Consider the following 21,990-nt stretch of genomic DNA (forward strand, 5'->3'; position numbering starts at 1 on the left):
GCCTTTCTTTTTAGATGTACAACGAGGCTTCACCCATCGGGCGAGTTTTGAAGCGACGGTGGATCCAGAGATACTGCTCGGGTGCGCGCATGATCTCTTTTTCGATAATTTTGTTCATATACGCCGCTGCCTGGCTTTCATCTGTTGGATAACCTTCCATTTCTGGCGTGATGAACAGGCGGTAACCGGAGTTATCTGCTTTTCTCACCATGGTTACGGTCAGCATCGCTGCGCCCGATAAGCGTGACAGCACGTAAGTACCGTTGGTGGTTGCGACGTTTTTGACTGCGAAGAAGGGGGCGAATGAACTCCCTTTACGACCGTAGTCCTGATCGGGGGCAAACCATACCGCTTCCCCTTTTTTCAGGGCGCCGACAATACCGCGCAGATTATTTCTGCCGATCATGGCCTTGTTGGAGCGCATACGACCGCGGGTTTGGATCCACTCCATCAACTTATTATTGTGCGGGCGATAGGTTGCCATCATCGGTTGGCAAAGTCCCATTACGCGACCACCCAACTCGAGTGACATAAAGTGTACGCCTACCACCATCACGCCACGGTTTTGCATCTGTGCGCGTTTCAGGTTGTCCAGCCCTTCTACATCAAACCATTTGCGTACCCGGCGATCCGGCCAGAACCAGGCCATACCCGTTTCAAGCAGGGCCATGCCGAGTGAACGGAAGTTCTCATCGACCAGTTTGTCTCTTTCTTCTTGCGACAGATTTGGGAAACAGAGTTCGAGATTTTTATGAGCAATAGATTCACGGCGCTTTAAAAATGGACGAGCCAGCGTGCCTGTACGGGTACCAAGAAAACACAATACCGGATAGGGAAGCTGTACCAGTAACCAGAGCACACCGACGCCAAACCATGTGAGCCAGTAGCGCGGATGCAAAAACGCGCGTGAAAATTTACATTGGGGGAACATAAGCACCTGTTGTTGATACGAAATAGGTGTATCGCGAAGATTCTTTAGTCTGCCGCTTTACAGTCTGTACTGATCGTTAGGCCGCCATGAACGACATTGGTTCCTGTAAAGAGTGTAAAACTGAGTCAGGACAAAACCAGGAAGGGGCATGAATGATCGGACGCTCAATGTACACCCGAATATTAATGTCAGCCAGAAATAATTACTCAAGATGCGTAAATGTTTTTACGGCGATTAAGGTCAAAAATGAGTCGATATATAATGTGTTGTTTTTATGACGATTAAATAAACGGCTGTCGAATAAATTAGTAGTCAGCGATTGAGTGATTTTTGTAACGAAAATGTTGCTTAAATTGCGAACCATTGGGAATTGTCTTAGAATATAAACTCAAGGGAGTGTAAGGACTTACGTAAATTTTTACGGCAAACAGGAGGTATCGCTATGTTCTATTTTTGGATCTTTCTCGCGTTGAGCATTCTGAGCGTCAGTTGCTATATCTGGCAGGTTATGGGGGCTGCGGCGTCAATAAGTGCTTTTATCGGCATGGCCATACTCACGGCATTAATTTACGTTTTTACTATGCAGTTGACCAATGGTAACGAGATGGTTACCGGATTATTCCTTTTTCTTGCCCCAGCATGCGGATTGATCATCCGCTTTATGGTGGGTTACGGTAAGCAATAAATTATCACGTTGAGCTATTTATTCTTTATCTGAATGTATTGAAGTGCCAGCATCGCTGGCACTTTTTGCGAGACTCAAATCGGTTACCGGGCATCAGCCAACTGGAGTGACGCTTCCTCTTGCTGAGCGTTTTTCCGTTGTTGTTCGAGTTCCAGCGCGCCGCGATGGGAGAGGTAGCAGAACAGGATGCAGCAGACAATCCCGCCCATCAACAGATAGAAGCCGCCATGCCATCCCATTTTATCGACCATCACGCCAAACAGGCTGGTTCCCAGCGATGCGCCAAAAATGTAGCTCATGAATCCGCGTAACCCTACCGCAGAACCTACTGCGAAGCTGGGGACGATTTCCATGGTCTGAACGGAGGCCAGGAACTGCGGAACATAAATCAGGCAACCCACGATGGCGGCAAAAATAGTGACCATCAGCAGCGATTCACTTTTCCAGTAACCGATCAGGCAGACGAAAATCAGCGCCATACAGATCATGGCCAGCGGCATGCGACGGCCTTTAAACAGTTTATCGGTGAGCCAACCCGCCAGTAATGTGGAAGGAATTGCCGCCCATTCGAAAAACAGAAAAGCTATGCTCATTTGCTCTTTCGAGAAATGTTTTTCGGTTAATAAATAAATTGGCAGCCAGCTAATCATACCAAAACGCACCATATAGACAAAGACGTCTACCAGTGAAACATACCAGGCATTCTTATTACGCAATACATAGGTGCAGAAGATCTGGAAGGCACTCATATTTTCTGGCGCCTGGACAGCGTGTCGGGAATTTAATACGACTTTTTCTTCCGGCATCATTTGTTCCAGAGCCGGTAAACCCTCCTGGCGTGGTGAACCTTTCCCCAGCATCAGCACAATAAAAGCAAACAGTACGGCAACACAGGCCGGAACAATATAGCTGGCGCTTTGCCAGTGTTCGCTCCCCAAAATGGCAAACGCGGCGCCAACAATCGGGGCGACAATACCACCGCCAACGTTGTGTGAGATATTCCAGAATGCGCCAACGCGTCCACGTTCTTTACGTGGAAACCAGTTAGCGATGGTAATAAATGAAGGGCCAACGCCCATCCCCTGAAACAGACCGTTGAAAACGACCAGCGCGGCAAATATCCAGAATCCGGTACTGAACCCCAGACCTACGTTGACGATAGCGCACAGGATCAGGCCGCATGCCATGAAGACTTTCGGGCTGGCCTTGTCTGCCAGACTGCTCATAATGCCCTTACTGATCCCATAGGCAATAAGCATGCAGCTGCTGAGTAAACCAATCTGCGTAGCGCTGAGATCCAGATGCTCCTTCAGGTATGGAGTCGAGAGCGTGAAGTTATTGCGCACAATATAGTACGCAAGATAGCCAAGAAATACGCTGAGTAATGCCTGAATGCGGTATCGGCCATAAGTTGCCTGGACTTTCTCCGCCGGGACTTTATTCGCCGCTGGTCCTGCCTTAAATATTGATAACATATCATCACCTAATTTTTTATTGATGTGAATATCAGGATTTTTCGCAGTGAAGAGTGAAATAGACGGCGAAGAAACTCAAGTTGATGAAATGTGTCACTATTGACTCAATTTTCGGGCGGCGTAGCAGATTTTGACTCTTTTTTAATAATGGATTTTCAATTCTATTCTTTCACGGGAATTTTTATCATCGGCGTGTGCGGATATTAACAAATTCAGGCTGCATTTTCGGGTATTCTTTACTGATGTCGTCACTTTCCGTTTGGGTATTCTACGAATAACCTTATTCTTCCCCCCAGCGGTGATAAACGGGTAAGTTTTGTCTCAATATTATTTTTTGTACATGTTGGTATTTATGAACGGGATCACAAACAGACTGTTGGGCCGGGGGCGTTTTTGGGCATTCTTGCTCTGTTTTATGTCGCTGTCGGCGAGCTGCCAGGTCCTGGGTAAAGAGCTGGTGATGGCGACCACCTTTTCCCCAGGGGCCACGGCCTGGATTATCCAGCGCTGGCAGACGGAGCCAGGGTCAGTGATGATTCGCACGTTAAACCGGACCAGCGGTTCGCTGGAACAGTTGCTGGATACTGCGAATGCGGAAAACGTCGATCTGATTTTGACCTCATCACCCATGCTGTTGCAGCATCTTCAGGAGCACCAGAAGCTGGCACCTTTCGATAATGCGCTGCCTGAAAGCCAGCGGCTGGTGCCAGACTCGATTCGCTCGACCTCCGTGGCTGTGGCGATATCAGGGTTTGGCCTGTTGATTAATCGTTCTGCGCTGGCGGCGCGGCATCTTCCGCCGCCTGCCGACTGGGGGGATTTAACGCAGCCTAAATATCAGAACGCGCTGTTGATGAGTAGCCCGTCGCGTTCCGATACCAACCACCTGATGGTTGAGTCGCTGCTGCAACAGAAAGGGTGGGAAGAGGGCTGGGCGACGTTGTTGGCCAGCGCCGGTAATCTGGTAACGATTTCATCACGCAGTTTTGGCGTGGCCGACAAAATTAAGAGCGGTCTGGGTGTGGCGGGGCCGGTTATTGATAACTATGCCAACCTGTTGCTTAACGATCCGCACCTTACTTTTACCTATTTCCCTCGCTCGGCGGTGTCACCCACCTATGTTGCCGTACTCAAGAATAGCCAGCACCCCAACGAAGCGCGTCGCTTTATCCGCTATCTGTTAAGCCCGGAAGGACAGCGGATCCTTGCGGATGCGAACACGGGGAAATATCCGGTCACGCAGCTCGCGCCTGATAACCCACGCGCCGCTCAGCAGGCTATTTTGATGAGCCAGCCCGCGCTTAATTATCGGCTGATCCTTAAGCGGCAACAGTTGGTGCAGCGGATGTTTGATACCGCCATCAGTTTTCGACTCGCGCAGCTGAAAGATGCCTGGCGGGCGCTATACAGTGCGGAAGCGCGCCTGAAACGCCCGCTACCCGAAATCAGAGCATTACTGACCAGCGTCCCGATAGATGCCAGAAGTAGTGAGGATGAGGCCTGGCTTGCGCAATTTGAGAATAAAAGCGTAGCCGAACAGCAGATGATGGAGTGGCAGCTCTGGTTTCTTAAAAATCAGCGTCAGGCGATATCCAAACTGGAAGAGTTAAAATGAAAGGTGGTTCGATACTGCAACGCCTGCGCCAGCTCAGCATCAGCAGCAGCCTGCGGGGAGCGTTTCTGACGGGCGCATTACTGACGTTGAGCGTAAGCTGCGTCAGTTTGTACTCCTGGCATGAGCAGAGCTCGCAGATACGCTATTCACTTGATGATTACTTCCCGCGCGTACATTCCGCTTTTTTGATAGAAGGAAATCTCAACCTGGTTGTGGATCAGCTTAATGAATTCCTGTTGGCCCCCAACACCACGGTGAGGCTGCAACTGCGCAATCAAATTATTTCTCATCTGGACAAAATTGAGGTGCTGAGCCGGGGATTACAATCGGCAGAACAACAGCAGTTGGCGGTGATTTTGCAAGACAGTCGGGCGCTGATGGCGGAGCTGGACCGGGTGCTCTACAACATGTTCCTCGTGCGCGAAAAGGTGAGTGAACTCTCCGCGCGCATCGACTGGCTACATGATGATTTTACTACCGAGCTGAATTCGCTGGTGCAGGATTTTACCTGGCAGCAGGGGACGTTGCTGGATCAAATTGAGGCCAAAAACGGCGATGCAGCGCAGTATCTCAAACGTGCCAGAGAGGTACAAAACGAGCAGCAGCAGGTCTACACCCTGGCAAGAATTGAAAATCAGATCGTGGATGATTTACGCGACAGGCTCAATGAACTGAAGTCGGGTAGTGACGACGGGATGCTGGTGGAGAATCATATCCGCTATCTGGAGAACCTGAAGAAAACGGCGGATGAAAATATCCGTACCCTCGATGACTGGCCCAGTACTATCACCCTGCGGCAAACCATTGATGAGTTACTGGAAATCGGGATGATGAAAAATAAAATGCCCGATACCATGCGCGATTATGTCGCCGCGCAAAAAGCGCTCGTTGATGCTAACCATGCCAGAGAGGCAACGCTCGGGCGCTTTCGAACACTGCTTGAGGCGCAGTTGGGGAGTAGCCATCAGCAAATGCAGATGTTTAACCAGCGACTGGAACAAATTGTTCGCGTCAGCGGTGGACTTATTCTGCTGGCGACGCTGCTGGCGCTACTTCTCGCCTGGGGGCTCAACCATTACTTTATTCGTTCGCGTCTGGTGAAGCGTTTTACCGCTCTCAACCAGGCCGTGGTGCAAATTGGTCTTGGCAGAACGGATGCCACCATCCCGGTTTATGGGCGCGATGAGCTCGGGCGCATCGCAGGATTGCTGCGCCATACTCTGGGCCAGTTGAGTGCGCAAAAAAATCAGCTGGAGCAGGAAGTGACAGAGCGCAAGGAGATAGAGTCCGATCTCCGGGCAACGCAGGATGAACTGATCCAGACGGCAAAACTGGCAGTGGTTGGACAGACCATGACCACGCTGGCGCACGAGATTAACCAACCGCTGAATGCGCTGTCGATGTACCTGTTTACGGCGGGAAGGGCAATTGAACAAGGACAATCCGCTCAGGCCAGAAGTACGTTAACCAAAGCGGAGGGGCTGATTACCCGTATTGATGCCATTATCCGTTCGCTGCGTCAGTTTGCACGTCGGGCTGAGCCGGGCGCGCCTTTGCATCCGGTCGATCTGCGACAAACATTCAGCGCCGCCTGGGAACTGTTGGCCATGCGGCATAAGCCACAGCAGGGTACGCTGACGCTTCCAGCCCAGAGTGTATGGGTGACAGGTGATGAAGTGCGTATTCAGCAGGTGCTGGTAAACGTACTGGCAAATGCGCTGGATGCCAGTCCGACTGGCGCGCAAATAGAGGTTCACTGGCAGGCTGAGGGCAGCCGATTGTGCGTCTTTGTCTGCGATAACGGCCCCGGCTGGCCTGAGGCGTTATTGCCATCACTATTAAAGCCGTTTACCACCAGTAAGGATGTGGGGCTCGGTATTGGCTTATCGATTTGTGTATCGTTAATGGGGCAAATGAACGGCGAGCTGCGCCTGGCGTCGACACCGGGGCGTAATGCCTGCGTCGTTCTGCAATTTAATCTGACGGATGTAAACGATGTTGTGTGATGACTATTCTGTTCTGCTGATTGATGATGATGCCGATGTTCTCGACGCTTACACTCTGTTGCTTGAACAAGAGGGGTACCGTGTCTACGCATGCAATAACCCTTTTGATGCCCGAAACTGGCTGCAGGCCGACTGGCCGGGGATTGTTCTGAGCGATGTGTGTATGCCTGGCTGCAATGGAATAGACCTGATGACGTTGTTTCATCAGGATGATAATCAGTTGCCAATCCTGCTTATCACCGGGCATGGCGATGTCCCGATGGCGGTGGAGGCAGTAAAGAAAGGCGCATGGGACTTTCTGCAAAAACCGGTCGACCCCGGCAAACTGCTGTCGCTGGTAGAAGATGCGCTGCGTCAGAGAAAATCCGTGATTGCCCGTCGCCATTATTGCCAGCAAAAGCTTCAGGTTGAACTGCTCGGCTACAGTGACTGGGTCAATCAGTATCGTCAACGTCTGCAACACCTGGCGGAAACGGATATTGCCGTCTGGTTTTATGGCGAGCCGGGAACGGGACGTATGACCGGAGCCCGGTATTTGCATCAGCTTGGGCGGAGCGCTGATGGGCCGTTTATCCGCGGTGAACTAACGCCCGGGAACGCGGGACTACTCAATGACCTTATTGCACAGGCGCAAGGAGGAACGCTGGTCCTGAGCCATATTGAGTGCCTGACACGTGAACAGCAGCACCATCTGGTGCATCTGCAAAGCCAGGAGCGGCGTCCGTTTCGTCTGATAGGCATTGGTGACACATCGTTAGTGGAACTGGCGGCAACCAACCAGATTGTGGCCGAACTCTACTACTGTTTTGCGATGACGCAAATCGGTTGTCAGCCGCTGTCACAGCGTCCGGATGATATTGAGCCGCTGTTTCGTCATTACCTGCAGAAAGCCTGTCTGCGCCTGAACCATCCCGTTCCCGAGGTTGAAGGGGAGTTACTGAAAGGCATGCGGCGTCGCGTGTGGTTAAGTAATGTTCGAGAACTGGCGAATGCCGCCGAGCTTTTTGCCGTTGGGCTACTCCCGCTGGCTGAAACCGCGAATCCGCAGCTGCATCTGCCTGAACCAACACCGCTCGATCGGCGGGTTGAAGAGTACGAGCGACAGATCATTACTGAAGCGCTAAATATTCATCAGGGGCGCATTAATGAAGTGGCGGAGTATTTACAAATCCCGCGTAAAAAATTGTATTTACGCATGAGAAAATACGGGCTGAGCAAAGAACACTATAAGTTTTAGTCGCCAGAATTGGGGGAGAAGGGACGTCGAGAGTATTTCGGTGGCGGCGTTGGCGTTCACCGAAATAGGCAACGGAAGTCCGGGTGATTATCTGGTTGTTTTTCTTACCACATCAAATCATCAGGGATGACAAAATCAGCATACGGATCGTCTTCGTCCTTCGCTTCCTGGCTCAGCTCGCAATTTAAAACAATATAACTTGCATCGCGCTGCGCAATCTTGTCGGCGACGACAGCCGGGATAATGGCGTATTCGCTATCGTTGCCGCTTTCAGCCGTCAGTCGGGCAATGGCCAGACGGCCCTTGATCAGCTGAGACTGAGTCACCTTATCAACATAGACTTTTTTGATCAGGTTATTATCTGTAAAGTTGTAACCAATATCGCCACGGGTAATGGTGATTTTATTCATTTCAATCAGTTGCTTGATCTGGGCTTTATATTCTTTAGACAGCGCGGCCTGTTTCTGCTGTTCGCTGAGCTGCTTGTCGCGCTCAATTTGCGCTTTTTTATTCTCTTCAACCGCTTCTCTGGCTTCGCGAGCCTGAACGCGCGATTTCTTCGCCGTTCTTTGCACTTTGGCCACTTTTTTGCTGCTGACCAGACCTGCCTTAAGCATCTGTTCTTGTAGGGTAAGTTTTGTCATCGTCGCTTCTAATCCAATAAAATCGTTGTCAGGATTATAACCTTAACGTTCGGCGGGATGCCAGAAAATGGCCGTGCCACGACGGTTATCTCCAGTAGGCGTCACCGTTCTGTGTCTTACTCCCTTTCCGAATCGTGTTGATAGTTAACCCGTTTTTTAATAAGAAATAATATGCTAAATGATTTAACTAACTTGAGAATAGATATCATAAATATAAATATTCCAGTGATTTATCCTGATTGTCATAATCAAATAGAGTTATTTTGGCAGGTATTTAATCTAAAAAACAATCAGTTGTCTCTTGATCAAATTTAAAGTGCAGCCTCATTGCGCCGATAACCATAATGAAAATATGGACAATGGAGGGAAGTGGCATGTGGTGGGTTTATCGAATGCCGATGAAAATGAAGTTAATAATCGCGCTACAACCACTATTATTGGCGTTATGTTGGTTTGCTGGTTCAGGAATATTGACGCGCATTGAGACAGAACGGCAGATGGAAAATATTGCTCAACTGACAGCGCTCGCGCGTAGTGCCGGAAATGTGGTGCATGAGCTGCAAAAAGAACGGGGAATGAGCGTCGGATTTCTGGGGGCTGAAGGGAAGACGTTCAAAGATGAGTTAACCGCACAGCGGGCTTTAACCGATCGCGAGATCGAGGTCTTTGTGCGTTCACTGTCCGATACTGCATTGCCAGAAGGGGATGCCGCCAATTCTGTCACCACGTTCAAGAAAAACATTCTGTCGCTTGCCACCATCCGGGAAAACGTCACGCGATTGGGGCTTCCGGCCTCAGATGTCGTTAAGTTTTATACTAATGTCATTGCTGATGTGCTGAGTTTTGTTGGCAGGTTGGGGCAGTTGACGGATTCAGGCGAGATGGCGAACGCATTCGCCGCCTACTACAACTTGCTGAATTTGAAAGAACAAGCAGGTATTGAACGCGCGCTGCTGTCAAATATCTTTTCCTCCGGTCATTTCGCCGAGGGGCAGTTACATCAACTCAGTGATGTCGTCAGTAAACAGAACGTCTGGCTGGCACAATCGTTGCGTCTGAGCCCACCGGAACAGGCGGCCATGCTGGAAAGCCGCTTACAGTCCACAGAAGCGTCAAAAGCCCTCTCATTTCGCGAAACCGCGTTTAGTCATGCCGCGAACGGTGGATTTGATGTCGATCCTACTGTCTGGTTCAAGGTTCAAACCCAGCGTATTGAAGTGATGCGGCAGATAGAAGATGTGACGGCGAATCTTCTGTTAGCGAATGCGGAAAAACTCGAGCAGGATGCACGAAAAAACTGGCAAAGATATATGATTGTCAGCTTGTTAGCGCTCCTGGCATCATTGGCATTCGCAGGGGCAATCGCTATCAATATGCATCGTCAATTTAGTGACACGCTCCGCAAGATTGCGGGTATGAACGGCGATCTGACTCAACGACTGGCGACCCCGGGGAAAGATGAGCTTTCCTCACTTAATCGCGCCTATAACACGATGCTGGAAAGTATTCAGCATATCGTCCAGGAGATTAAACAAGGCTCCGTGGTTTTATCCGATGCCAGCAGCAGTATTACGGCGGGTAATCAGGACCTGGCCCAACGCACGGATGAACAGGCAGCATCAATAGTACAAGCGGTGGCCAGTATGGAACAGCTCTCCACGACGATTACGCAAACGGCAGACAATGCCCGCGAAGCGGAGCAACTGACAATCAGGCTGGAAAAAGAGGTCCGGCAGGCCAGTAACGTCGCCAGTGCGGCAAATCAGAGCATGGGGGATATTCGCTCTTCCAGTGAGAAAATCTCGAATATTGTGACCTCGATTGACGATATTTCGTTTCAGACTAACTTGCTGGCGCTGAATGCGGCAGTGGAAGCTGCACGGGCAGGAGAGATGGGCAGGGGGTTTGCGGTTGTCGCCAGTGAAGTGCGAAATCTTTCGCAGCGTTGTGCCAAAGAAGCTAATCAGATCCGCGAGCTGGTCGCGCAGAATATGGTAAAAATTAGTGAGGGTGTTGAGCGGGTTACGGCGTCCGCTACCGCGCTAGAAGCCGCGGCGGACAATACCACCAGCATGAAGCAATATATTGCGGATATCGCTCGTGTAGCGACGGAACAATCGCAAGGGGTAACTCAGATTAACCTGGCACTGCGACCTATGGAGCAGGTCACGCAGCAAAACGCGGCGTTGGTTTCTCAGGCCGCGAGCGACAGCCAGCGCCTGGACAATCTGTCTGTCACCATGAAGGATCTGGTCAATCGTTTTGTTGTCTGACCTGACGCCGTTTAACCGACCCGGACAACATACCGGGTCGGTTCATCCCCTGGCGGGGAAATAGTATTAACGATAAATTGCTACAACGGGTTTTCCGTCATCGCCTATGGTTCCCCGGTACATACCTTCAGAGTTGAAGGACATGGTGTAATTACCGGCTTTATCAAGCACAATTACTCCACCGCTGCCATTCAGCGCCTTAACTTCATCCAGAGCATTCTGCGCTGCGTCTTTTAAAGGGGTATTGCGGTATTTCACCTGGGCTGCAATGTTATACGCGGTCAGCGTGCGGATAAACATTTCTCCTGAGCCGGTTGCGGATACCGCCACGGTTTCATTGTCGGCATAATTTCCTGCGCCAATGATAGGTGAATCCCCCACACGTCCGTAACGTTTGTTGGTCATTCCGCCTGTAGATGTTCCGGCAGCGAGATTACCGTCTTTATCCAGAGCAACAGCGCCGACAGTGCCATATTTATAGTCATACATCATTGGGTCAGCGAACAGGGCAGCGCTCTTTCCATCGTGATCAAGGAGCACTTTTTCTTTTTTGATTGCATTCTGTAATTGCTGCCAGCGAAAATCTGTTTTGAAATAAGCAGGATCAACGGTTGCGAGTCCCTGTTCTTTTGCAAAGGTATCCGCGCCTGTCGAGACCATGAGAACGTGCGGGCTTTGAGTCATAACGGCATACGCCGCATTAATTGGGTTTTTAACCGTGGTTACACCGGCAACGGCACCGGCTTTTCGGGTTTTCCCATCCATAATGGACGCATCCAGTTCATTGCGGCCATCGTGGGTAAACACGGCACCTTTACCTGCATTGAAGAGAGGAGAATCTTCCATCACATTAATCGCTTTCTGAACGGCTTCCAGGCTGCTACCGCCTTTATTCAGAACCGCATAACCTGCATTCAGAGCTTCAGTGAGTTTTTCTGTATACTGCTTTTCCTGTTCTGGTGTGATGGTATCTTTTGTAATGGTACCGGCACCACCATGGATCACCAGCCTTATCGGCGATTGCGCGTCTCCCCATGCGGGAGCTGTCAGTAAGGTACAAAGGGTCAAAGTAGCGATACTGGTCTTGATTCTGATCATATGAATAAATTCCTTTTTTCTGAGTGATGAATCATTTCCGATAATGTTTCTCATTACCGGTATTAATCAGCCTGTTTATGGAGAACTTATTCCTGACAAACTGGCTAAAGATTAATCATGGCTATACTTCAATAATCATAATTTTGGTTAATTGATTTTAGTCAAAATATATTTTTAATGATTGATTTATCAAAAAATGAAGCGTTTCCGCAGAAGTTTCTATCATTCCACTGACCATACTCGCAGGCTTCCGGTTGCAGTCTGTCGCTGGTAAAGTGAGCAACCAATACCGAGATGTGGCCAGAAGGGAATTCCGAGTGACCGAACGTATTGATTATCAGACTGAAAAATACAGCTTTACTGAGGCGACTGAAAGTTCCCGTCTGGCTGGTCAGTGGGCTGATGTTATTGCTGAATGTCGGGAAATGAAGGCGGGTCCGGAAGAGCGTCTGCGTATTGCTTTATTGAATGTGGACTATGTGACCAGCTTTGAGCTGCCTTTCCGTTTGTTATTACTCCGTACCCCGCAACTGATTGCCAGCGTTCGTGAAGAGCTGCAACTTAGTCAGAAAAACGTAATCTTTAACGGTAAACGCTTTGGTTGTGTTTACAGCCTGAAAGCCAGTCTCGGCGGGATACCGGATGAATTTCAGTACCGCCTGTCGCATCGTATTCGACGCATTAATCGTGCAGGTTCAAGCGAAGCGCCATATCAGCAAATTGCTAAAACGGTGAAAGCACCGCGTGAGCGTCTGAAGCTGGCACTGGAATCAGGCCTTGATGTCACTGCTTTGGACGGGCTTTTCTGGTTTGGCAGCCAACGTATTGCTGCTGACGTACTGAGGCTGAGAAAATCAGGGATGCGGATAGCTACTGAGCAGACAATGGTGTCCGACAATCTTACTGCAACGGTGAGGAATGTGCCGTTTTATCGCCTGGCTTAGGGATGAACTGACAGGTAAATGAAAGGATTTAGCCGGATGCATTTAATTAAAAGTGTCCCTGCAGGAATCGAATGAGAATTTAATCGATTGATATTAATTGGTTTATAACCTGATCGATTGCTGGGTACCATCAAGGATACCATCAGATGATCATGAGTGACTCAATATTGAGTGTCGCGGGAATAGAACTTGGGAAAGTGATCCGCATTGAATTCACCCCTTACCTTTTTGTGCGCGGGTCATCCCATCGGTTTGGTTTGTGAACTGTTACTATAGCCATTTCGAACAACGGAAGATGGCAGAGGGAATATGGTGAGTCATCATTTGCTGGACCAAATGACAGAATGCTTGAAAGAAGCCCGAAAGAAACATGAAGACCTCAACAAAAAAGATGCGATTGAGTTTAACGTCTTTCGGTATATCACTCCTGACGAAAATGGTCTTTCACGCATCATTGCGGATTTGCTAAACGTGCATGATGTTCATGGTCAGCAAAGCCTCTTTCTAAGTAGCTTTCTGGAAATGATTGGAAGAGGGGCGTGGGATGCAACCTCTTGCAGGTTTGTACAGTGTGAGCAGAAAACCGATGCCCTGGGCACTAAACGTCGAATTGATATCGTTGTACAGGGGGAGCGATGGACTTTAGGGATAGAGAACAAACCCAGTGCAGCCGATCAACCTAACCAAGTTTTGGACTATCTCCACGAGCTAAGGAAGCGCCGCAGCGTACTGAACGAAACGCTGCTGATTTACCTGACTCCTGAAGGGAGCAGGCCAAGCCTGATTAGTATCGATGAGCACCAATGTGATGCAGCTCTTCAGTCCGGCGAACTTGTCCTCTTGTCTTATCAAAGCATCGTTACGTGGCTTGATAGGTTATGCAAAAATGATGCGATACCTTATCGTGTGCGAGTATTTTTATTCGATTTGCAGCGTTTTATTTCGGCGAATGTGCTGAATTGTAGAGAGGGGAAAGTTGTGGATGTGTTGTTAGACAAGATCTTTAATGACGAATCAACGCTGGATACGACGTTAAGCTTATTGAGCCTGCAAAATAACATTTATCAAACCCTGACTAAAAAAGCGACTGCAGATTTGATACCACCGGCAGGTTGGGAAGTATGTCGAAAATTATATCCAGATTACGGGATTGGGTTGCGGCCACCAGAGGCCATTGGCTGGCACTATTGCATCGAACCAGCAAAAGGAAGTTATCAGGATTGGAGTTACGGTATTAAGCTTGATAACGCGTTGACCACTACTGAATCGGCCTTGCTGGCTGCGCAACAACTCAAAATAGATTTCCCTACAGGGGCAAAATCCAGTGATTGGTGGCCCTGGTGGCGAAGCTTTAATGGGTATCTGCCGCATGACCTTGATCCCACTGAATACAGGGATTGGCTCACGAGTAATCGTGCCTGGCTTGATATGAACAATGGTGAGTTTTCGAGGCGCTGTGTCGATTTGTTTATTCGGCTACATAAGTCGGTGAGCAGCGGAAGTAATTCTAACATGTAAGGCCTTTTCATCTGATTACCCAAAACCTCCTTTCAGGTCATTACGTAACGCACTAATCTGTGTAAAATCAGAGCTAACCCAATATCGTGGAGTGCTCTGCTATGGATGGCGTAAACAAAACTCATTTGACCGAAACGGACATCATTACCAAATTCATCCTGCCCGCGATTAAAGACGCGGGCTGGGATGTGATGTCGCAGATCCGCCAGGAAGTGAAGCTCCGCGATGGTAAAGTGGTGGTGCGCGGCAAGCTGGCGGCGCGTCTAACCGTAAAATCAGCGGACATTGTGCTTTACCACAAACCGGGATTACCGCTTGCAGTCATCGAGGCGAAAGCTAATAAGCATGAGGTAGGCAAGGGTATGCAGCAGGGGCTGGATTACGCTTGCCTGCTCGACGTGCCTTTTATCTTTGCTTCTAATGGTGATGGCTTTGTCTTCCACGACAAAACGAATCCCGCACAGCTTGAATCTGAAATCACACTCAACGATTTCCCAACGCCGGAGCAGCTATGGAATAAATACTGCGTCTGGAAAGGTTTCACCGCCGAGCAATTGCCTGTCATTAGTCAGGATTACCACGACGATAGCACCGGGAAATCCCCTCGTTACTACCAGCTTCAGGCAATTAATAAAACGGTCGAAGCTGTTTCAGCGGGACAAAAGCGCCTGTTACTCGTCATGGCGACAGGAACGGGGAAAACTTACACCGCGTTCCAGATAATCTGGCGTTTATGGAAAGCAAAAAGTAAGAAACGTATTCTGTTTTTGGCTGACCGCAATATTCTGGTCGATCAAACAATACTTAACGACTTCCAGCCTTTTGGAAGCGCGATGTCAAAAGTGACGAGCAGGACGATTGATCCGGCCTACGAAATTCAACTGGCACTTTACCAGGCCATTACTGGTCCGGAAGAACATCAAAAAGCGTTTAAACAAGTTGCCCCGAATTTCTTCGACCTGATTGTGATTGACGAATGCCATCGCGGCAGCGCCTCGGAAGACAGCGCTTGGCGTGAAATCCTCGAATACTTCAGCAGCGCTACGCAAATTGGCCTGACCGCCACGCCGAAAGAAACCGAAGAAGTCTCCAGCACCGACTACTTTGGTGAGTCGGTTTACACCTATTCGCTCAAAGAAGGCATCGAAGACGGTTTCCTTGCCCCTTACAAAGTGGTGCGTGTGGATATTGATGTCGACTTACAGGGCTGGCGGCCAACCAAAGGGCAGGTTGATAAACACGGTGAACTGATTGAAGACCGTATTTATAACCAGAAAGATTTTGACCGCACGATGGTCATTGATGAGCGCACCTGGCTGGTGGCACAAACCATCACTGACTATCTGAAACGCACCAACCCGATGGATAAAACCATCGTTTTCTGTAACGACATCGATCACGCCGATCGTATGCGCCGGGCGCTGGTAAACCTGAATCCGGAGCAGGTGGCAAAGAACGAAAAGTACGTAATGAAAATCACCGGCGACGACGATATCGGCAAAGGGCAACTGGATAACTTCATCAACCCGAAGAAAGCCTACCCGGTTATCGCCACCACCTCAGAATTGATGAGTACCGGTGTGGATGCGCAGACCTGCAAACTGGTGGTTCTGGACCAGAACATTCAGTCGATGACCAAATTTAAGCAGATCATCGGGCGCGGCACGCGTATCAACGAAAAATACGGCAAGCTGTGGTTCACCATTCTCGACTTCAAAAAAGCGACCGAGCTATTTGCAGACGAACGCTTCGACGGCGTACCAGAGAAAGTGATCCGTACCACGCCGCAAGATATTACCGATCTTGAATTTGATTTCGACCACCAGCTTGAAGACGAAACGCCAGAGCACGAATCACCTGATTTGATAAATGGCGTCGCTGAAACACCTGCCATCTATGACCCAACATCAGGTAACGGCAGTGGGGTTTTTGAAGAAGACGACGAAAACAAAATCCGTAAGTTCCACGTCAATGGCGTCACCGTAAAAGTGCTGGCGAAACGCGTACAATATTACGACGCGGATGGCAAACTGGTGACCGAATCCTTCCAGGACTACACCCGCAAAACGCTGCTCAAAGATAAAGACTACGCATCGCTTGATGACTTCATCCGTAAGTGGCACTCTGCGGACCGCAAACAGCTCATCATTAATGAGCTTGAGCAGCTCGGTGTGCTTTGGGATGTGCTGGCCGAAGAGGTGGGGAAAGATCTCGACCCGTTCGATCTGCTGTGCCACGTAGTTTACGGCCAGCCGCCGTTGACGCGCAAAGAGCGCGCCGACAATGTGCGCAAGCGGAACTACTTCACCAAATACTCCGGGCCTGCGCAGAACGTATTGAATACGCTGCTGGATAAGTACGCCGATGAAGGCGTGCAGGAGATCGAGGACATCCAGGTGTTGAAACTGAAACCGTTCGATTCACTCGGACGCCCGCTGGAAATTATCAAAAGCAGCTTTGGTAGCAAACAGGCTTACGAAGATGCCGTGAACGAACTGGAAAGTGAAATCTACCAGTTGCCACCACGCACTGCCTGATAACCCAACCCTCATTCTGCCACCTGGCGCTGACGGCTCCCGGTGGCATCCTTTTTTAAGAACGGAAAGAAAACATGTCGATTAGCTCAGTCATTAAATCCCTGCAAGACATCATGCGTAAAGACGCAGGCGTAGACGGCGATGCCCAGCGTCTGGGGCAGCTTTCATGGCTGCTGTTTTTGAAGATATTTGATACCCAGGAAGAAGAGCTGGAACTGGAGCAGGATGACTATCGTCTGCCTATCCCGCAGCGCTATCTGTGGCGCACCTGGGCAGCCGACAGTGAAGGCATTACCGGCGATGCGCTACTGGAATTCGTCAACGACGATTTGTTCCCAAAACTAAAAAATATGACCGCGCCGATGGACACCAATCCGCGCGGCTTCGTGGTGAAACAAGCGTTCAGCGATGCCTACAACTACATGAAAAACGGCACCTTGCTGCGTCAGGTGATCAACAAGCTCAACGAGATCGACTTCAGCAGCAGCCAGGAACGCCATCTGTTTGGCGATATCTACGAACAAATCCTGCGCGACCTGCAAAGCGCCGGGAATGCGGGTGAGTTCTATACCCCACGTGCGGTAACGCGCTTTATGGTCAATCGCATCGACCCGAAACTGGGCGAGTCGATCATGGATCCGGCGTGCGGTACCGGCGGCTTCCTCGCCTGCGCCTTCGACCATGTGAAAGAGCACTACGTCAAAACCACCGAAGACCATAAAACGTTGCAACAGCAGATCCACGGCGTAGAGAAAAAACAGCTCCCACACCTGCTGTGTACCACCAACATGCTGCTGCACGGCATCGAAGTGCCGGTGCAAATCCGCCACGATAACACGCTCAACAAACCGCTATCTTCCTGGGATGAACAGCTCGATGTGATCATCACCAACCCGCCGTTTGGTGGCACCGAAGAAGACGGTATTGAGAAAAACTTCCCGGCAGAGATGCAGACCCGTGAAACGGCGGACCTGTTCCTGCAACTGATCATCGAAGTGCTGGCAGACAAAGGCCGCGCGGCGGTTGTGTTGCCGGACGGTACGCTGTTTGGTGAGGGCGTAAAAACCAAAATCAAAAAACTGCTAACCGAGGAGTGCAACCTGCACACCATCGTGCGGTTGCCGAACGGCGTGTTTAACCCGTACACCGGCATCAAAACCAATATCCTGTTCTTCACCAAAGGTCAGCCAACCAAAGATGTCTGGTTCTACGAGCACCCGTACCCGGCGGGCGTGAAGAACTACAGCAAAACCAAACCGATGAAGTTTGAAGAGTTCCAGACTGAAATCGACTGGTGGGGAAATGAAGCTGACGGTTTTGTCAGCCGTGAAGAGAACAATCAGGCGTGGAAAGTCAGCATCGGCGACATCATCACCCGTAACTTCAACCTTGATATCAAGAATCCGTACCAAGGCGAAACCATCAGCCACGACCCGGACGAACTGTTAGCGCAGTACCAGACGCAGCAGATGGAGATCAGCGAACTGCGTAACCAGTTGCGCGACATCCTCGGTGCCGCGCTGGCGGGCAACAAGGGGGCGAACTGATGACCGTAGATAAGCTTATCACCGACCATATTGATATCTGGTCTTCCGCGCTGCAAACCCGCTCCACTGTCGGGCGTGGCAGTAACGGCAAAATCGACCTCTATGGCATCAAGAAGCTGCGCGAGCTGATTCTGGAACTTGCGGTGCGCGGCAAACTGGTGCCGCAAGACCCGAATGATGAACCGGCATCGGAACTGTTAAAGCGTATTGCCGCAGAGAAAGCGGAGCTGGTGAAGCAAGGGAAGATTAAAACGCAGAAGCCGCTGCCGGAAATTAGCGAGGATGAGAAGCCATTTGAGCTGCCGGAGGGGTGGGAGTGTGCTCGTTTAGGTAACACTGTTGCAATTATTCGTGGAATTACATTTCCTGCGAGTGAAAAGCATAAAGAACTGTCGAAGGGGAAAATTGCTTGCCTGCGGACAGCGAATGTTCAAGACAGCATTGAATGGGATGATTTACTTTATGTCAGTGAATCATTTGTGAAGCGTTCTGAGCAATTCGCTGAAAAAGGCGATATTGTTATGTCAATGGCAAATAGTCGAGAGCTAGTTGGGAAAGTTGCATATATCTATAATATTCCTACTGGCTCCGCAACATTTGGTGGTTTCTTAAGCGTCATTAGGCCATATGGCTTTAATGCTGCTTTTCTGATGTCAGTATTACGTTCTCCTAATATAAAATCTATTCTTATTGATAGTTCAAGTCAGACAACAAATATTGCTAATATTTCTCTCGAAAAGTTAAACCCGCTTGTTATTTCAGTTCCGCCTATTGGCGAACAGAATCGAATTGCTTCTAAAGTAGAAGAACTCATGTCCCTCTGTGACCAACTGGAACAGCAATCGTTGACCAGTCTGGACGCGCATCAGCAACTGGTGGAAACCCTGCTGACAACGCTTACTGAAAGCCAGAATGCCGAAGATTGGGCGCGAATCAGCCAGCATTTCGACACGCTGTTCACCACCGAAGCGAGTATCGACGCGCTTAAACAAACCATTCTGCAACTGGCAGTAATGGGTAAACTGGTACCGCAAGATCCTAATGACGAACCTGCTTCTGAACTGCTTAAACATATTGAGCAGGAAAAAGCGCAACTGGTGAAAGACGGTAAAATCAAAAAGCAAAAACCGTTGTCGCCAGTGAGTGAAGAGGAAATACCTTTTGAATTGCCCATCGGTTGGGAGTGGGTAAGGTTGGGAAGTTTATGTGAATTCGTAACAAGTGGTTCACGAGGGTGGAACCAATTTTATTCCGATGAAGGGTCAATATTTATTAGATCTCAAGATATAAAATTTGATCGTTTGGAGTTTGATAATCGAGCTTACGTTAAACTACCTTTGAATACGGAAGGAATACGAACGCGCGTTGAATTCGGCGATCTATTAATGACAATCACTGGTGGTAATGTTGCAAAAGTGGCAATTGTTGATTTAGATTTAGAAGATGCTTATGTTAGTCAACATGTTGCATTAATTAGATTGATGTATAAAGCAATAAATACATATATACACACCTGGTTAATTGGTGAGCATGGTGGTCGAAAACTTCTTTTAGATATAAGTTATGGAGCAAAGCCAGGGCTCAATTTAAAAAATATAAATGACCTGCTTATCCCCTTCGCTCCTCATAAACAGCAAGAAAAGATATTAAAGAGAGTCAATGAATTGATGTCACTGTGTGACAACCTTAACATGGTCTTGCAATCAACCCGGCAAACCCAGCTCCACCTGGCAGATGCGCTCACCGATGCAGCATTAAACTAAGGAGCAGACGATGCCGGTTCATCATGCAATCTGGCGGATAGGGGAGAATCCCCAGCCGCTAACTATCAGCAAACTCGCCAGCGAGCAACTGCTGGAGAAGATGATTTTAAACGACCCCACTATCCTCTCCGATCAGTGGATGATTATCGGGCATCAGGAAAATACACTCGACAAAGGGCGTATCGACCTGTTGGCGATTGCGCCGGATGCCTCGCTGATCCTGATTGAGCTTAAACGCGACCGCACGCCGCGTGAAGTAGTCGCGCAGGCGCTGGATTACGCTTCCTGGGTGGATGACTTAACCGCCGATCGTTTGTCACAGATTTATGAAAAATTCTCCGGCGGCGGCAATCTGGGCGATGCGTTCAGACAGCGCTTTAATACTGAGTTGGAGGAAGAGTCGCTCAACCTGTCGCACCAAATCATCATTGTGGCAGCAGAGCTGGACCCCTCTACCGAACGCATCGTCGATTACCTGAGTAAGAATGGTATCTCAATCAACGTCCTGTTCTTCAAAGTGTTCCAGCACGGAGACGAGCAGTTCTTAAGCCGCGCCTGGCTTATTGACCCGAGTGAAACGCAAACCAACGCAGCACAGGCCACTGCCACTAACGCTAATGCAAAAGAGCCCTGGAACGGCGAGTTTTACGTTTCGTTTGGCGATCCAAACAGCCGTGTTTGGGAGGAGGCTCGCAGCTACGGATTTATTAGCGCAGGCGGTGGGAGCTGGTACAGCCAGACCTTAAAACAGCTTCAGCCAGGCGACCGCATTTGGGCAAAAATCCCGGCAACGGGTTATGTCGGCGTCGGCATCGTACAGAGCGCTGTTGAACCAGCGAGCAGCTTCACCATTAACACGGAACACGGCGAAAAGCTGGCAATGGACGTACTCAGATTTGGCGACGGGTATCGTGAAAATGCTGATGACCCTGACAAATCAGAATATTTTGTTCCCGTGAAATGGCTGGAAACCCGCGCAGAAAGTGAAGCCGTGAATGAGGTCGGTTTCTTCGGCAATCAGAACACGGTCTGTAAGCCTACCACGCCGAAATGGCGTCATACCGTCGATAAACTCAAACGCAGTTTCCCCCGCTGGAACGCCGAGCGGTCTGAGTAAAAACATCTGTAAATCGTACTGGAGGAAAGTATGACCACAGCAGCATTAGGGCAGTTAGCGGTAGTGCAAAAACTCAAGAGCCTTGGGGCCAGCAATGTTGTCGTTCAGAAAGAAGGCAATAAACCGTTTATCACCTTTATTGCCCCGAATGGCAAAACGCACAAAGTGATGACCAGAGCCAAAACGGCAGGGACCTGGCAAACATCAACCCGTTACGGTATTGAAAGTGTTGTTGATAATAATGGCAGCGAGTTCTGGGTATTTATCGATCTTGGCCGGGAGCCCAATGCGTTCTATATCACGCCACTCTCCTGGATTAGAAATGACATTCATCAGGCTCATCTGGATTATCTGGATAAACATGGCGGACACCGTGCTCAAAACGATGAATCAACTCATCACGCCATATCAGTAAAACGCATTGCTGGCTGGAAAGATAACTGGGAGCAGATGGGATTTTAGTAGCAAGAGTTGTTGTGAGTACATCTTTGGTATGAGCGTGCCAGAAAGCTTCATGATGTCGTTTCTATTCTCCGGCAAGGATGCCAGCGAGAAATTTCTCAATCTGTACATCCTCCGACCATTCCACTTGCTTTGAAG

General features: G+C 49.5%; 16 protein-coding genes. 12 read left to right on the forward strand and 4 right to left on the reverse strand.

Going from position 1 to position 21,990, the window contains the following annotated elements; genetic code table 11:
- Positions 1-10 precede the first annotated feature (10 nt).
- On the reverse strand, positions 11-931 hold the full coding sequence (lpxP, locus tag HV334_RS07450; protein WP_016157070.1) for a kdo(2)-lipid IV(A) palmitoleoyltransferase: 921 nt from the start codon (positions 929-931) through the stop codon (positions 11-13).
- 442 nt (positions 932-1,373) lie between these two features.
- Between lpxP and HV334_RS07455 the strand changes: the two genes are divergently transcribed.
- Positions 1,374-1,616, forward strand: coding sequence for a DUF2545 family protein (locus HV334_RS07455; protein WP_016153891.1), 243 nt, complete (start codon positions 1,374-1,376; stop codon positions 1,614-1,616).
- 83 nt (positions 1,617-1,699) lie between these two features.
- On the opposite strand, the gene pgtP is transcribed toward HV334_RS07455, so the two are convergent.
- On the reverse strand, positions 1,700-3,091 hold the full coding sequence (pgtP, locus tag HV334_RS07460) for a phosphoglycerate transporter PgtP (RefSeq protein ID WP_016153890.1): 1,392 nt from the start codon (positions 3,089-3,091) through the stop codon (positions 1,700-1,702).
- Between the two features lie 415 nt (positions 3,092-3,506).
- Here pgtP and pgtC point away from each other — a divergent pair, with 415 nt between their 5' ends.
- The 3 genes from pgtC to pgtA are packed head-to-tail and all read left to right on the forward strand — an operon-like array spanning position 3,507 to position 7,949.
- Positions 3,507-4,706 carry a phosphoglycerate transport regulator PgtC gene (gene pgtC / locus HV334_RS07465; protein ID WP_019077323.1) on the forward strand — a complete coding sequence of 400 codons (1,200 nt, stop codon included), beginning with the start codon at positions 3,507-3,509 and terminating at the stop codon, positions 4,704-4,706.
- Between the two features lie 11 nt (positions 4,707-4,717).
- Positions 4,718-6,712: a two-component system sensor histidine kinase PgtB gene (pgtB, locus tag HV334_RS07470; protein WP_170973721.1), complete on the forward strand. Its 1,995-nt coding sequence runs from the start codon at positions 4,718-4,720 to the stop codon at positions 6,710-6,712.
- Positions 6,702-7,949 (forward strand): two-component system response regulator PgtA, encoded by a 1,248-nt coding sequence (gene pgtA, locus HV334_RS07475; RefSeq protein WP_137351906.1) that lies wholly within the window; start codon positions 6,702-6,704, stop codon positions 7,947-7,949. The genes pgtB and pgtA overlap by 11 nt, the downstream gene beginning before the upstream one ends.
- 104 nt (positions 7,950-8,053) lie before the next feature.
- Here pgtA and HV334_RS07480 read toward each other — a convergent pair whose 3' ends face one another.
- A complete protein-coding gene (locus HV334_RS07480; RefSeq protein ID WP_016157066.1) occupies positions 8,054-8,593 on the reverse strand; it encodes a DUF2058 domain-containing protein in 540 nt (179 codons plus the stop codon).
- A 374-nt stretch (positions 8,594-8,967) separates the two neighbouring features.
- On the opposite strand from HV334_RS07480, the gene HV334_RS07485 reads away from it, so the two are divergent.
- Complete coding sequence (locus HV334_RS07485; protein WP_181221364.1) at positions 8,968-10,866, forward strand: methyl-accepting chemotaxis protein; 1,899 nt, start codon at positions 8,968-8,970, stop codon at positions 10,864-10,866.
- A 66-nt stretch (positions 10,867-10,932) separates the two neighbouring features.
- Here the strand turns inward: HV334_RS07485 and HV334_RS07490 are convergent, their stop codons facing one another.
- The gene (locus HV334_RS07490) at positions 10,933-11,964 is read right to left on the reverse strand and encodes an isoaspartyl peptidase/L-asparaginase (RefSeq protein WP_019077319.1); all 1,032 of its coding nucleotides are present in this window, start codon (positions 11,962-11,964) and stop codon (positions 10,933-10,935) included.
- Positions 11,965-12,281: 317 nt separating this feature from the next.
- On the opposite strand from HV334_RS07490, the gene HV334_RS07495 reads away from it, so the two are divergent.
- The 7 genes from HV334_RS07495 (at position 12,282) to HV334_RS07525 (ending at position 21,852) form a co-directional block, all read left to right on the forward strand.
- A complete protein-coding gene (locus HV334_RS07495) occupies positions 12,282-12,908 on the forward strand; it encodes a DNA-binding protein (protein ID WP_053389554.1) in 627 nt (208 codons plus the stop codon).
- 309 nt (positions 12,909-13,217) lie between these two features.
- Entirely contained in the window at positions 13,218-14,426 is a 1,209-nt protein-coding gene (locus HV334_RS07500) for a PD-(D/E)XK nuclease family protein (protein WP_049002111.1), read from the forward strand.
- A 101-nt stretch (positions 14,427-14,527) separates the two neighbouring features.
- Positions 14,528-16,963, forward strand: coding sequence for a DEAD/DEAH box helicase family protein (locus HV334_RS07505; protein ID WP_049002110.1), 2,436 nt, complete (start codon positions 14,528-14,530; stop codon positions 16,961-16,963).
- 74 nt (positions 16,964-17,037) lie between these two features.
- Entirely contained in the window at positions 17,038-18,510 is a 1,473-nt protein-coding gene (locus tag HV334_RS07510) for an N-6 DNA methylase (RefSeq protein ID WP_049002109.1), read from the forward strand.
- Positions 18,510-20,273, forward strand: coding sequence for a restriction endonuclease subunit S (locus tag HV334_RS07515; protein ID WP_049002108.1), 1,764 nt, complete (start codon positions 18,510-18,512; stop codon positions 20,271-20,273). The genes HV334_RS07510 and HV334_RS07515 overlap by 1 nt, the downstream gene beginning before the upstream one ends.
- A gap of 10 nt (positions 20,274-20,283) precedes the next feature.
- On the forward strand, positions 20,284-21,390 hold the full coding sequence (locus HV334_RS07520) for a nuclease (RefSeq protein ID WP_049002107.1): 1,107 nt from the start codon (positions 20,284-20,286) through the stop codon (positions 21,388-21,390).
- Between the two features lie 30 nt (positions 21,391-21,420).
- Positions 21,421-21,852 carry a hypothetical protein gene (locus HV334_RS07525; RefSeq protein ID WP_049002106.1) on the forward strand — a complete coding sequence of 144 codons (432 nt, stop codon included), beginning with the start codon at positions 21,421-21,423 and terminating at the stop codon, positions 21,850-21,852.
- Positions 21,853-21,990 lie beyond the last annotated feature (138 nt).

It is taken from the genome of Citrobacter sp. RHBSTW-00944 (genome assembly GCF_013615435.1).
Classification (GTDB): Bacteria; Pseudomonadota; Gammaproteobacteria; order Enterobacterales; family Enterobacteriaceae; genus Citrobacter; species Citrobacter braakii.

What these genes read in the sequence shown, in the direction of transcription:
- HV334_RS07505 (WP_049002110.1), top strand. Translation starts at nt 14,528, where the DNA reads ATGGATGGCGTAAACAAAACTCATTTGACCGAAACGGACATCATTACC.
- HV334_RS07520 (WP_049002107.1), top strand. Translation starts at nt 20,284, where the DNA reads ATGCCGGTTCATCATGCAATCTGGCGGATAGGGGAGAATCCCCAGCCG.
- HV334_RS07515 (WP_049002108.1), top strand. Translation starts at nt 18,510, where the DNA reads ATGACCGTAGATAAGCTTATCACCGACCATATTGATATCTGGTCTTCC.
- pgtC (WP_019077323.1), top strand. Translation starts at nt 3,507, where the DNA reads ATGTCGCTGTCGGCGAGCTGCCAGGTCCTGGGTAAAGAGCTGGTGATG.
- lpxP (WP_016157070.1), bottom strand. Translation starts at nt 931, where the DNA reads ATGTTCCCCCAATGTAAATTTTCACGCGCGTTTTTGCATCCGCGCTAC.
- HV334_RS07500 (WP_049002111.1), top strand. Translation starts at nt 13,218, where the DNA reads ATGGTGAGTCATCATTTGCTGGACCAAATGACAGAATGCTTGAAAGAA.
- HV334_RS07480 (WP_016157066.1), bottom strand. Translation starts at nt 8,593, where the DNA reads ATGACAAAACTTACCCTACAAGAACAGATGCTTAAGGCAGGTCTGGTC.
- HV334_RS07455 (WP_016153891.1), top strand. Translation starts at nt 1,374, where the DNA reads ATGTTCTATTTTTGGATCTTTCTCGCGTTGAGCATTCTGAGCGTCAGT.
- pgtP (WP_016153890.1), bottom strand. Translation starts at nt 3,091, where the DNA reads ATGTTATCAATATTTAAGGCAGGACCAGCGGCGAATAAAGTCCCGGCG.
- HV334_RS07490 (WP_019077319.1), bottom strand. Translation starts at nt 11,964, where the DNA reads ATGATCAGAATCAAGACCAGTATCGCTACTTTGACCCTTTGTACCTTA.
- HV334_RS07485 (WP_181221364.1), top strand. Translation starts at nt 8,968, where the DNA reads ATGTGGTGGGTTTATCGAATGCCGATGAAAATGAAGTTAATAATCGCG.
- HV334_RS07525 (WP_049002106.1), top strand. Translation starts at nt 21,421, where the DNA reads ATGACCACAGCAGCATTAGGGCAGTTAGCGGTAGTGCAAAAACTCAAG.
- pgtA (WP_137351906.1), top strand. Translation starts at nt 6,702, where the DNA reads ATGTTGTGTGATGACTATTCTGTTCTGCTGATTGATGATGATGCCGAT.
- HV334_RS07510 (WP_049002109.1), top strand. Translation starts at nt 17,038, where the DNA reads ATGTCGATTAGCTCAGTCATTAAATCCCTGCAAGACATCATGCGTAAA.